General features: G+C 66.5%; 9 protein-coding genes and 1 tRNA gene. 7 read left to right on the forward strand and 3 right to left on the reverse strand.

The annotated features are described in order from the left end of the window. Position 1 precedes the first annotated feature (1 nt). The 3 genes from BVIR_RS07435 to BVIR_RS07445 all read left to right on the forward strand — a co-directional run bounded on the left by BVIR_RS07435 (position 2) and on the right by BVIR_RS07445 (position 2,585). Positions 2–1,135, forward strand: coding sequence for an amino acid ABC transporter permease (locus BVIR_RS07435; RefSeq protein WP_055037120.1), 1,134 nt, complete (start codon positions 2–4; stop codon positions 1,133–1,135). Positions 1,136–1,146: 11 nt separating this feature from the next. After that, positions 1,147–1,908: an amino acid ABC transporter ATP-binding protein gene (locus BVIR_RS07440; RefSeq protein WP_055037121.1), complete on the forward strand. Its 762-nt coding sequence runs from the start codon at positions 1,147–1,149 to the stop codon at positions 1,906–1,908. 194 nt (positions 1,909–2,102) lie between these two features. Beyond that, complete coding sequence (locus tag BVIR_RS07445) at positions 2,103–2,585, forward strand: GIY-YIG nuclease family protein (RefSeq protein WP_335338144.1); 483 nt, start codon at positions 2,103–2,105, stop codon at positions 2,583–2,585. 266 nt (positions 2,586–2,851) lie between these two features. Here BVIR_RS07445 and pyc read toward each other — a convergent pair whose 3' ends face one another. After that, complete coding sequence (gene pyc / locus BVIR_RS07450; RefSeq protein ID WP_145912035.1) at positions 2,852–6,337, reverse strand: pyruvate carboxylase; 3,486 nt, start codon at positions 6,335–6,337, stop codon at positions 2,852–2,854. Between the two features lie 320 nt (positions 6,338–6,657). Next, the gene (sseA, locus tag BVIR_RS07455; RefSeq protein ID WP_055037123.1) at positions 6,658–7,506 is read right to left on the reverse strand and encodes a 3-mercaptopyruvate sulfurtransferase; all 849 of its coding nucleotides are present in this window, start codon (positions 7,504–7,506) and stop codon (positions 6,658–6,660) included. A gap of 221 nt (positions 7,507–7,727) precedes the next feature. Between sseA and BVIR_RS07460 the strand changes: the two genes are divergently transcribed. Then, positions 7,728–8,357 (forward strand): ChrR family anti-sigma-E factor, encoded by a 630-nt coding sequence (locus BVIR_RS07460; protein ID WP_236823732.1) that lies wholly within the window; start codon positions 7,728–7,730, stop codon positions 8,355–8,357. Positions 8,358–8,977: 620 nt separating this feature from the next. Here the strand turns inward: BVIR_RS07460 and BVIR_RS07465 are convergent. Continuing rightward, positions 8,978–9,051: transfer RNA gene (locus BVIR_RS07465), tRNA-Cys, on the reverse strand. 426 nt (positions 9,052–9,477) lie between these two features. On the opposite strand from BVIR_RS07465, the gene BVIR_RS07470 reads away from it, so the two are divergent. The 3 genes from BVIR_RS07470 (at position 9,478) to BVIR_RS07480 (ending at position 12,635) form a co-directional block, all read left to right on the forward strand. Continuing rightward, positions 9,478–10,176 (forward strand): LuxR family transcriptional regulator, encoded by a 699-nt coding sequence (locus BVIR_RS07470; protein ID WP_055037125.1) that lies wholly within the window; start codon positions 9,478–9,480, stop codon positions 10,174–10,176. A 220-nt stretch (positions 10,177–10,396) separates the two neighbouring features. Then, positions 10,397–11,059: a protein-L-isoaspartate O-methyltransferase family protein gene (locus BVIR_RS07475; protein ID WP_055037126.1), complete on the forward strand. Its 663-nt coding sequence runs from the start codon at positions 10,397–10,399 to the stop codon at positions 11,057–11,059. 178 nt (positions 11,060–11,237) lie between these two features. Continuing rightward, positions 11,238–12,635 carry a TolC family outer membrane protein gene (locus BVIR_RS07480; RefSeq protein WP_055038748.1) on the forward strand — a complete coding sequence of 466 codons (1,398 nt, stop codon included), beginning with the start codon at positions 11,238–11,240 and terminating at the stop codon, positions 12,633–12,635. Positions 12,636–12,716 lie beyond the last annotated feature (81 nt).

The following is a 12,716-nucleotide window of genomic DNA, read 5'->3' on the forward strand; positions in this document are numbered from 1 at the left end:
GATGGACAAACACGCCTTCGTCCTCACTGCGCTCAAGCCGGCGCTGCCGCCGCCGCGGGCGGCGTCCGGGCCGCTCAAATGGCTGCGGGCGCGGCTGTTCGCCGGTCCGGTCAGCACGGTCCTGACGCTGGTCAGCCTCGCGGTGCTGTGGCTGATCGTGCCGCCACTGCTGGATTTTCTAGTGTTCGATGCGGTGTGGCGCGGCTCCGGCCGCGAGGCGTGCCTTGCCGAAACCGTCGGTCGGCCGGTCGGCGCCTGCTGGCCGTTCATCTGGGCCAAGCTCGGCCAGCTCACCTACGGCTTCTACCCGGCCGACGAACGCTGGCGCGTCAATCTCGTGTTTGCCGCGGCGGTGGCGCTGCTGGTACCGCTGCTGATCCCGTCGGCGCCGTTCAAGCGCCTCAACGCGGCGCTGTTTTTCGTGGCGTTTCCGCTGGCTGCGTTCGCGCTGCTGGTCGGCGGCCGGTTCGGCCTTGCGTATGTCGAGACCCGCGCCTGGGGCGGCCTGCTGGTGACGCTGGTGGTGGCGGTGACCGGCATCGTCGCTTCGCTGCCGCTCGGCATCCTGCTGGCGCTCGGCCGGCGCTCCTCGCTGCCGGTGGTGCGCTGGCTGGCGGTCGCCGTCATCGAGGTGTGGCGCGGCGTGCCGCTGATCACCGTGCTGTTCTTCGCCACCTACATGCTGCCGCTGTTCCTGCCGGGCTCTTGGACCATCGACGCGCTGCTGCGGGTGCTGATCGGGGTCGCGGTGTTCGCCGCCGCCTATATGGCAGAGGTGGTGCGCGGCGGGCTGCAGGGCGTGCCGCGCGCGCAATATGAGGGCGCCATTGCACTCGGGCTCGGCCACTGGCAGACCATGGTGCTGGTGGTGCTGCCGCAGGCGCTGAAGCTGGTCATACCCGGCATCGTCAACACCTTCATCGGCTTGTTCAAGGACACCACGCTGGTGATGATCGTGGCGATATTCGATCTGCTCGGCCAGCTTCGCGCCGCGTTCGCCGATCCGGCCTGGGCCTCGCCCTCGACGCTCTACACCGGCTTCGCGTTTGCCGGCCTGATCTATTTCTCGTTTTGCTTCGGCATGAGCCGGTACGCGCTATTCATCGAACGCCGGCTCGATGGCGGGCGCCGCTGACGGATGGTCCCATGGTGCCGAAAATCGAGACGACCAGGCATGCAATCGCGATCGCGATCGAGCAGCTCGACAAATGGTTCGGCACCTTTCACGTGCTGCGCGGCGTCGATCTCACCGTCAAGCGCGGCGAGAAGATCGTGATCTGCGGGCCGTCGGGCTCCGGCAAGTCGACGCTGATCCGCTGCATCAATCGGCTGGAAGCCTTCGAGCGCGGCCGCATCATCGTCGACGGCATCGAACTGACCGATGACGTGAAGCGCGTCGACGAGATCCGCCGCGAGGTCGGCATGGTGTTCCAGCAGTTCAATCTGTTTCCGCACCTCACCGTGCTGGAGAACTGCACGCTGGCGCCGATCTGGGTGCGACAGATGCCGCGACGCGAGGCCGAGGAGGTCGCGCGCCATTACCTCGAACGGGTGCGCATTCCCGAGCAGGCGGGCAAGTATCCCGGCCAGCTCTCCGGCGGCCAGCAGCAGCGCGTCGCCATCGCGCGGGCGCTGTGCATGAACCCGCGCATCATGCTGTTCGACGAGCCGACCTCCGCGCTCGATCCGGAGATGGTGAAAGAGGTGCTGGACACCATGGTGCAACTCGCGCTCGACGGCATGACCATGGTGGTGGTGAGCCACGAGATGGGCTTTGCCCGCGAGGTCGCCGACCGCGTGGTGTTCATGGATGTCGGGCAGATCGTCGAGGCGGCGCCGCCGCGGGAGTTTTTCGACGCCCCTCGGCACGATCGCGCCAAGGCGTTCCTGGCGCAGGTTTTGCGGTGAGCTGAGCGGCTGTCGTCCTGGGCAAGCGGCGAAGCCGCGCGACCCGGGACCGTGTGCAGGAAGAGATGCCTTTTCTTGAGGACGATCCCGGGTCTCGCTGACGCTCGCCCGGGATGACGAGGCCCATTCTGTCGTCCCGGGCAAGCGGTGAAGCCGCGCGACCCGGGACCGTTTTCAGGAAGGGGCGTCTTTTCATGATGACGATCCCGGGTCACGGCTCGCGCCTCGCCCGGGATGACGAGGCACGGAGATCTCGGGTCACGGCATTCCGCACCGTCCGGGATGACGTGTATCTTGGGGCGCGTCGTCCCGGACGACGCCATGCGTCGATCCGGGACCGTCCGCAGGACGAGGCACCGATGCGCTACGCGGTCTACATGCTTGCGACGCGCAAGGACGGGCCGCTCTATGTCGGCGTGACGAATGATCTCGTTCGCCGTGTGTTCGAGCATCGCTCCGACGCCGTGCGCGGCTTCACCTGGCAATTCAACGTTCACCGCCTGGTCTGGTTTGAAGCCCACGATTCAATTGAAGCGGCGATCACCCGCGAGAAGCAGATCAAACGTTGGCGCCGTGCCTGGAAGATCGAGATGATCGAGACGGAAAACCCAGAGTGGGATGATCTCTATGAGCGGATTGCCGGTGGGAGTTCTGCGGACGATCCCGGGTCTCGCTGACGCTCGCCCGGGACGACGACCTGGCATGAAGGCATCGTCGTCCCGGGCAAGCGGCGAAGCCGCGCGACCCGGGACAGGTTTCAGGAAGGGGCGTCTTTTCCGGATGACGATCCCGGGTCTCGGCTGCGCCTCGCCCGGGATGACGAGGCCCATTCTGTCGTCCCGGGCAAGCGGCGAAGCCGCGCGACCCGGGACCGTGTGCAGAATAGCGCCGGTTCGGCGGACGACCCCGGTCTTCGCTCCGCCCGGGGTCACGCCGTCAGTCGCTACCCCTCGAACACCACCAGCAGATCCTTGGCGTCGACCGGGCTGCCGGGGTGGACCAGCAGTTCCTTGACGGTGCCGGCGCGCGGCGAGTGCAGCGCTGTCTCCATCTTCATCGCCTCGATGGTCATCAGCACGTCGCCGGCCGACACCACCGAGCCGACCTTCACCGCCAGCGCCGCCACCGAGCCCGGCAGCGGGGCGGCGACGTGGGCGTCGTTGCCGTCCTCGGCCTTGCGGCGTGCGGGCAGCAGCGAGGACACCGCGCGGTTCGGCACCTTGACGAAGCGCGGCTGGCCGTTGAGCTCGAAGAACACCTCGACGTGGCCGTCCTCGTCGGTCTCGCCGATCGCCTGCAGCGAGATCACCAGCGTCTTGCCGCGTTCGATCTCGACGGCGATTTCCTCGCCGAGCTTCATGCCGTAGAAATAGACCGGCGTTGGCAATGTCGACACCGGGCCGAACTTGCGCACGGCGCGCACGAAATCGCCATAGACCTTGGGGTACATCAGGAAGGCGGCGAGATCGAAATCGTCCGGCGTCGCCTCGATCAGCTTGGCGACCTCGCCGCGCTGGGCCTCAAGGTCGGTGTCGGCGAGCAGCGCGCCCGGCCGCGCGGTCGAGGCGTCCTTACCCTTCAGCGCCTTCTTCACCAGCGCGGCCGGCCAACCGCCGGGCGGCTGGCCGAGGTCGCCACGCAGCATTTCGACCACCGAGGCCGGGAAGGCGATGTCCTTGGCGGGGTCGACCACCTCGGCGGGCGTGATACCTTGCGAGACCATGATCAGCGCCATGTCGCCGACCACCTTCGACGACGGCGTCACTTTCACGATGTCGCCGAACAGGTCGTTGGCGGCGCGGTAGGCTTTCGCGACATCGTGCCAGCGGGTATCGAGCCCGAGCGCGCGGGCCTGTTCCTTGAGGTTGGTGAACTGGCCGCCGGGCATCTCGTGCAGGTAGACCTCAGAGGCGCCGGCCTTGAGGTCGCTCTCGAACGCGGCGTACTGATCGCGCACCGCCTCCCAATAGAAGCTGAGATGGCGGATGACGTCGTGGTCGAGCCCGGTTTCGCGCTCGGTGTGCTCCAGCGCCTCGACGATCGAGCCGAGGCAGGGCTGTGAGGTGAGGCCGCTCATGGCGTCCATCGCCGCATCCACCGCATCAGCGCCGGCTTCGATCGCCGCCAGCACCGAGGCGCCGGAGATGCCGGAGGTGTCGTGGGTGTGGAGGTGGATCGGCACGCCGACCTCCTCCTTCAGCGCCTTCACCAGCACGCGGGCGGCGGCGGGCTTGAGCAGGCCGGCCATGTCCTTGATGCCGAGGATGTGGCAGCCGGCCGCCTCCAATTGCTTGGCGAGGTCGACGTAATAGCGCAGCGAATATTTGGCGCGGTTGGGGTCGAGAATGTCGCCGGTGTAGCAGATCGCGCCTTCGGCCAGCTTGCCGGCCTCGCCGACCGCGTCGATGGCGACGCGCATGTTCTCAACCCAGTTCAGGCAGTCGAACACCCGGAACACGTCGATGCCGCCTTCCGCCGCCTGCTTGACGAAGAAGCGGACGACGTTGTCGGGATAATTGGTGTAGCCGACGCCGTTGGCGCCGCGCAGCAGCATCTGCAGCAGCAGGTTCGGCACCCGCTCGCGCAAGGTGGCGAGGCGCTCCCACGGATCCTCGGTGAGGAAGCGCATGGCGACGTCGAACGTGGCGCCGCCCCAGCATTCCAGCGAGAACAGCTGCGGCAGGCCGGTGGCGTAAGCCTCCGCCGCCGCAATGATGTCGAACGAGCGCATGCGCGTCGCGAGCAGCGACTGGTGGGCGTCGCGCATGGTGGTGTCGGTGATGAGCACCCGCTTCTCGGCCTTCATCCAGGCGGCGAAGCCGCTGGGGCCGAGTTGGTCGAGCAGTTGCTTGGTGCCGGTCGGCGCGGTGCGGGCGGAGCCGAAATAGGGCGGCACCGGCGTGCGCGCGGTGGCCGGCGGCTTGGCGCGACCCTTGACCTCGGGATGGCCGTTGACGGTGACGTCGGCGATGTAGCCGAGCAGCTTGGTGGCGCGGTCGCGGGGTCTTGCGACCTGAAACAGCTCCGGCGTCTCATCGATGAAGCGCGTGGTGTAGCTGCCATCGCGGAAACGCGGGTGGCCGAGCAACGCCTCCAGGAACACCAGGTTGGTGGCAACGCCGCGGATGCGATACTCGCGCAGGGCGCGCTCCATGCGGGCGATGGTCTCCTCCGGCGAGGGCGCCCAGGCGGTGACCTTCTCCAGCATCGGGTCGTAGAACGGCGTCACCACCGCGCCGGAATAGGCGGTGCCGCCGTCGACGCGGATGCCGAAGCCGAACGCGCCGCGATAGGCGGTGATGCGGCCGTAGTCCGGGATGAAGTTGTTTTCCGGATTCTCGGTGGTGATGCGGCACTGCATGGCGTGGCCGTCGAGCCGGATATCGGCTTGCGGCGGAATGCCGGTCTCGGTCACCTCACCGAGGCGGCCGCCCTGGGCGACGTGGATCTGCGCCTTCACGATATCGAGCCCGGTGACCACCTCGGTCACGGTGTGCTCGACCTGGATGCGCGGGTTGACCTCGATGAAGTAGAAGGCGCCGGTGTCGGCATCCATCAGGAACTCGACCGTGCCGGCGCCGACATAGGAGGTGGCGCGGCCGATCTTCAGAGCCGCCTCCGCCAGCGCGGCGCGGGTGGCGTCATCGAGGTAGGGCGCCGGCGCGCGCTCCACCACCTTCTGATGGCGGCGCTGGATGGTGCAGTCGCGCTCGAACAGGTGAACCAGGTTGCCGTGGCGATCGCCGAGCAGCTGCACCTCGATGTGGCGGGCGCGGCGCACCAGCTTTTCGAGATAGACCTCGTCCTTGCCGAACGCCGCCTTGGCCTCGCGCCGCGCAGTGGTGACGGTGTCGATCAGCCCGGCCGGCCCCTCGATCGGCCGCATGCCGCGGCCGCCGCCGCCCCAGGACGCCTTCAGCATCACCGGATAGCCGATCTCGGCGGCGAGCCGTTCGATCGTGGCCGGATCGTCGGGCAGCGGGTCGGTTGCCGGCATCACCGGCACGCCGACCGAAACCGCAAGATTGCGCGCCGACACCTTGTTGCCGAGCGTGCGCATGGTTTGCGGCTCGGGGCCGATGAAGACGATACCGGCCTCACCGCAGGCTTCGGCGAATTCGGGGTTCTCCGACAGGAAGCCGTAGCCGGGGTGGATGGCGTCGACCCGCGCCTCCCTGGCGACGCGGATCACCTCGTCGATCGACAGATAGGCCGCGATCGGGCCGAGCTTGTCGGCGCCCGGGCGAGCCTTGCCGACCTCGTAGGCCTCATCCGCCTTGAAGCGATGCAGCGAAAGCTTGTCCTCTTCGGCGTAGATCGCCACCGTGCGGATGCCGAGCTCGGTCGCGGCGCGGAACACGCGAATGGCGATCTCGGAACGGTTGGCGACAAGAAGACGACGGATTGGACGCGACAAAGAGGCGGACATGTGGAGTGAGCTCTCGAACCAGGACGGCGGCAAACGAGGGATGGCCCACTATACATCGAACTTTGGCCCGTCAGGCCGGAGTTCAATCTGTCATACAAGGAAAATAGTATTATAGAACAATGACTTTCGACGAAGGTCTAGGATAGGGCTGCAGTAAACGGCTCGAAACAGCCAACTTGCAAATAACAATCATTCAGTGGCGTCGTCCCGGCCACGCGGCGTCAACCGCGCAAGCCGAGACTGTGCGCAAACAGGTCACGAAAATCGCCGGGCGATCCCGGCCTCGCTCGACCGGAATTGATGGTGCGAGCAACCGCTGCTCACGCGGCCTCTGTGGTCACCGGCAGATCGGTGCGATAGCCCCACTCGGCCCACGAGCCGTCATAGAGCCGGGCGGTCTTGCCAATCGAGTCGAGCGCCAGCGTCAGCACCGCTGCGGTGACGCCGGAGCCGCACGAGGTGATGATCGGGCGGTCGAGGTCGATCCCGGCCTTGGTGAAAACGGCGCGGACGGTGTCCTCGTCCGTCAGCCGGCCGTCGGCGACCAGGGTGTCGAACGGTACGTTCCTGGCGCCCGGCATGTGGCCGGCGCGCAGGTCGGGCCGCGCTTCGGGCAACTCGCCGTAAAAGCGGGCCCGGCCGCGGGCATCCGCCACCTGGGCGGAGCCGGACGTCAAGGCGGCGAGCACATCCTGGGCCGCCGCGACCGCGCTGTGGTCGAGGCTGGCGTTGAAGGTGTGGGGCGGGCGGGTGACCGGCCCGGTCTCGATCGGGCGGTCCTCGGCGCGCCATTTCGGCAGGCCGCCGTCGAGCACGAACACCTCGCGCGCGCCCATGATCCGGAAAGTCCACCACACCCGCGCGGCCGAGAACAGGCCATAGGCGTCATAGACCACGATGGTCTGGCCGTTGCCGATGCCGAGCTTGCCAACGGCGGCGCCGAACACGTCCGGCGGCGGCACCATGTGGGGGAGGGGCGAGCTCGGATCCTTGATGGAATCGATGTCGAACCGCACCGCGTGCGGGATGTGGCCGGCCAGGTACTCGGCCTCGGCATCGCGGCCGGTCGCGGGAAGATGGTACGTGCCGTCGACAACCACGATGTCCGGGGCACCAAGATGGGCGGCGAGCCATTCGGTCGAGACGAGCCAGCGGCTGCGGGACGGCATGTCTATTCTCCGGGTAGATGTCGACGGGAGGGGCCATTTCGGGTAACGGAGCGCTCCGGCGCTGGCAAGTCGGCAGCAATCGGGGCCTTCGCGAATTCGCGGTTCGTCGACCTCTTATCGGTTATGGCGGGTGATCCGCCCGGCGGGCGACGGCGTAACAGTTGCGTGAACCATACAGGACAGCGTCGACGATGAGCTTCGCCAAACGAACGGGAGATCCAGTGGATGCGCTGTTGGCCGATTACGCGGCCGGGTCGCTCCAGGGTCCGATGTCGGTGCTCGTCGAGGCCCATCTTGAACTGTCGCCGCAAAACCTGAGTTTCGTGCGCGATCTCGACGTCCTCGGCGGCATTCTGCTCGACGACGCGCCGCCGATGCCGCTCAAGGACCGCGACAGCCGCCTGGCCGCCATTCTGGCCGACGATGCGCCGCCGCCGCCGGTGCGGCGGCGTCCGCCAGAGGTGGCCGACCCGGTGCTCCCGACCGCGATCAGGCGCTTCATCGGACGGCCGTTTTCCGAAGTGCGCTGGCACTCGAAGCTGCCCGGCCTCAAGGAATGCCGGTTGGATCGCGACGGTACCGAGGTCAGCCTGATGTGGCTGCGCGCCGGCAGCGCGGTCCCCGCCCATACCCATACCGGGCGCGAGGCGGTTTTGGTGCTGAGCGGCGGCTTCTCGGATGCCTACGGCCGCTACGACCGCGGCGACCTCGCCGTCGCCGACGAGATGACCGACCACAAGCCGGTGGCGGACGACGACGAAGATTGCATCTGCTTCATCGTCCAGGAAGGCCACCTCAAGCTGACCGGCCTGTTGGGCCGTATCTTCCAGCGCCTGATCGAACGCCGCTGATCGGGCGCGGCGACGCGGTGTGCTCGCATCCGGCGGCGATGGGTCGTTTCGGTTCCGGCTGATTTGGCCGGGAACCTTGTGATGGCCGTCGAAAATCCCATTTTCAAAAAATCGTTCGACCAAGCCGTTTCCGGGAGGTCCCTTCGGACCCCGTAAACAACCTCGCCCAAAAATCCCGTTCCGATGAGGCTCTTGCAGAACTCGGGCACGTCCGGGTTTTTCGGTTGGTCTGGCGCGGCCGGGTTGGCGGATTTGTGGCGGTGGCACACGAAATCCTGCCTGGTCGGCGCGTTTCGGGCTGTTCGGGCACACGGCGGGCGCATCCTCAACAGCGTGAACCTGAAGCTGGTGGTGCCCAGCCTCGAGAAGCTCTGCGACTTCTACCGGGCCAACCTGCGTCGGTGGTGGGGCGGAGTTCGACCAGCTCTGCCTGAAGATCCGACCCGAGATCAGCACCGTCGAGGACTGGCACCAGCCGTCCGAGAAGCGCCGGATCAAGAAGCTCAATGCGTTCTGGCGAACCGAGTTCTCACCGCACACCGGGCAGTGGATACACTCCCACCCGGAGTTGATGAGGACCAAGCGTCGCTACTGGTGCTTGAAAAACCTGAAGAGGAGATTGGAGGCCTCGCCCGGAATCGAACCGGGATTCACAGATTTGCAGTCTGCTGCGTAACCATTCCGCCACGAGGCCATCCGAGCGGTTTGTTAGAGAGGATCAGAGCAATCTGCAACCCCCCGTCGGGCGCAATCCGTCCATTCATTGCCGGCGGCCGTGAGGATCGGCCGCCCATCGCACCGACCAGCTCACCCCCTGTCGCGCTGCGGAATTGATTCCGCCGGCGATTTCGTCCGGCCGTTTGGTGGTCGCCTGGCATGACGGCGAAGCCTCCGACAGGTCCCGATGCGTCGCCGCCTGGCGCATGGTGTTCACCCAGGATCATCGCCGATCCGGCCTTGCCGGACTGCCGCCGAGGTCGCCGTAACCTTGGCGGTACCCGTAACCTGCTGGCATTCGTGCTGGGTCCGAATCGCGTTTTGGCTGCGGAAGGCGTAAGCATTTTTCCACTTTGAATGGGGGGTGGCCTTGGCGGATCACGGGCGGCAAACGTTGGCCGCAATGGAGCGTCTCGAACAGGCCGCCGACCAGCACGAGTTGATCGGCTCCTTTCGCGCGTGCGTCGAGCCGTTTGGGTTCAACATCGTCCTCATCACCGGCTTGCCCGATCCACCCGCCGATCTGAAATCGTTCCTGCTGCTCAACAGTTGGCCGGCCGGCTGGCGCGACCACTACTTCAAGGAAGGTTTCTACCGAGACGATCCGGTCGCAGCTTACGGCCGCGTCCGCAGCGACCCCTTCGCCTGGCACGAGGCTCCGGTCGATCCGGCGCGGCAGCCACGAGCGGCGCAGGTGATGGCCGAGGCGGCGGACGCTGGCATGCGCGATGGCCTCGTTATCCCGATCATGGCGAGCAAGACCATCCAGACCTGCGTGTCGGTTGCCGGCGTCAAGCCGGACCTGCACCCCAACGTGCAGCGCATGATCCATCTGCTCGGGCTGTTCGCCCACACTCGCGCGGTTCGCCTCCACCTCGGGCCAATCCGAAGCAGCGGTCAGCGGTTGCTGAGCGAGCGCGAACGCGAAGTGCTGCAGTGGACGGCGGCGGGCAAGACAGCCTGGGAAACCTCCTGCATTCTCGGCATTTCCGAACGCACGGTGAACTATCACATCACGACGGCCGCTCGTCGGCTGCAGGCGGTGTCGCGCACCCACGCCGTCGCCCGCGCCATCGCGCTCGGTGAGATTACGGTTAGCTGATCCAGTTTACGGTCGAATTTTGCCATCGAACTCATGGCAAGCGAGCGACCTACCGACAACTCCCCCTTCGGCTTGCCGGCTCTGCCGGACGCGTCTGCCGGAAGTCACGGCCACCTGATTCGCGCCATCGACGGGAAACGGCCGTCCGATGCTCGGCCCACCAGTTGCGCCGGCCGTGGTTTCGGGCCTAATTCCCCTAAAGCAGCGGAGCAGGGCCCCCATGATCGACTTCGTTACACTCCGACGGAACATGGTGAATGGACAGATCCGGACCAACGGGGTGAGCGACCCCGCCGTGATCGCGGCACTTTCGGAGTTGCCGCGCGAGTTGTTCGTGCCTGAACCGCGCCGAGCGCTGGCCTATCTCGATGACGACATCGCGGTCGGCGGGGACGGCGAGCCACGCTTTCTGCTTGAGCCGATGATACTGGCGCTGATCGTTCAGGCGGCCGGCCTCAAGCCGTCCGACCGCGTGCTCGATATCGGCTGCACCACCGGTTATTCCACGGCGGTCTTGGCGCGGCTGGCCGGTTCGGTGGTGGGGCTGGAATCTGACGGCGCCCTGGCCGAGACCGCGCGGGATGCGCTGCAGCGCGTCGGCGTTGCCAACGCCGCCGTGGTGAACGGGCCGCTCACTGCCGGCTGGCCCCAGGACGGTCCCTATGATGCCATCTTCTTCGAAGGTGCGGTTGAGCAGGTGCCGCCGTCGCTGCTGGGGCAATTGAGCGACGAGGGCCGACTCGTCGCCGTTATCAACAACAGTGGCGCAGGGCGCGTGACGTTGTTCCGTTCGGTCGGCGGCACGGTTTCGTCGCTGGCGTTGTTCAACGCCGCAGTGCCGCTGCTGCCGGGCTTTGCCAAGCCAAAAGGCTTCGTGTTTTGAGTGCGTGGTCCTGTGGCATTTTTGCCCCAGTTTGCACAAAACGAGCCGGCGCGTCCGTTCGTTGACCCGATTTTCACTTACGCTGCGGCGAGGGCTGCGGCTATCTTTTTGCAGAAGGCGAGGTCCGTCCTCGCCGGCCGTTTCATTGCGTTGGTTAGTTGAGAGGTTGCACATGCCGATGGCGACAACCACGCGGGTTGCCGTGCTCGGGGCATTGGTGTTCGCTTTGGCAAGCGAGGCCCAGGCCCAGACGCTCGATAGTGCCTTGGCGCAAGCCTACCGAACCAACCCGACGCTCAACTCCCAGCGTGCGGCGGTGCGCGCGACCGACGAAAACGTGCCGCAGGCGCTGTCCGGCTATCGGCCGCGAATCAGCGGCACCGGCACGGTCGGCAACGAGTCGCTGACCTCGAAGGGCACCTCGACGAATTCGCTCACCGGCCTTTCAGGCACGTCGACGATCCGGGACACCCTCGATCAGAGCAGTTACGGCGTGTCCCTGACCCAGACATTGTTTGATGGCGGCAAGACCCCAAACCAGGTGCGCCAGGCCGAGGCCCAGGTGATCCAGGCCCGCGAGACCTTGCGCAACACCGAGCAAAACGTGCTGCTCGACGGCGTCACCGCCTACATGAACGTGGTGCGCGATACTGCCATCGTGACCCTGCGCCAGCAGAACGTCACCGCCCTGGAGGAACAGCTGCGGGCCACCCGCGACCGTTTCCAGGTCGGCGAGGTGACGCGCACTGACGTTGCGCAGGCGGAAGCGCGGCTGGCCGACGCGCAATCGCAACTTTCGGCGGCGATCGCGCAGCTGCAGACCTCGCGCGCGCAGTACCGTCGAGTGATCGGCAGCGAACCCGGCAAGCTGACCCAGGGCAAGCCTATCGACAACACGCTGCCGGCGTCGCTGGAAGCGGCTGTCAATGGCGGTCTGTCGCGCCACCCCGCCATCGAGGCGGCCAAACACGGCGCCGACGCGGCGTTGCTGCAGGTCAACGTTGCCGAAGGCAGCCTGCTGCCGACCGTCACGCTCGAGGCGAGCTATCTGCGCCAGTTCGAGACCTCGCCCACGGTCGATGATGTGATGTCGGCGCAGGTGCTCGGGCGCCTGACGGTGCCGATCTATCAGGGCGGCGCGGAATATTCGCTGATTCGCCAAGCCAAGGAGACCCTTGGGCAGAAGCGGCTCGACGTTGACGTCTCGCGTGAGCAGGTTCGGGCAGCGGTGGTGGAGTCGTGGGGCATGCTCCAGGCCGCCAAAGCCCAGATTGAGGCAACGCAGTCCGCGGTTCGCGCCAACCAGATCGCGCTGGAAGGCGTGCGCGAGGAAGCCCGCGTCGGCCAGCGTACCACCCTCGACGTCCTCAACGCCCAGACCGAACTGGTCAATTCGCAGGTGGCGCTGGTGACGGCACAGCGTGACCGCATCGTGGCGTCCTATTCCCTGCTCAGCGGCATCGGGCGGCTTTCGGCCAGGCAGCTTGGCCTCAAGGTCGGTGAATACGATGACGCGGTGCACTACAACCAGGTCCGCGACGCTTGGTTTGGGGTGCGTACCCCGTCCGGGAAGTGATTGGCGCAATCGGATCGTTGCGGCATGTTGTGGGTTTCCGAGAATAAATGGCGAGCCATTTCTTGCGTTCGCGCAACCCAG

It is taken from the genome of Blastochloris viridis (assembly GCF_001402875.1).
Lineage (GTDB): Bacteria > Pseudomonadota > Alphaproteobacteria > Rhizobiales > Xanthobacteraceae > Blastochloris > Blastochloris viridis.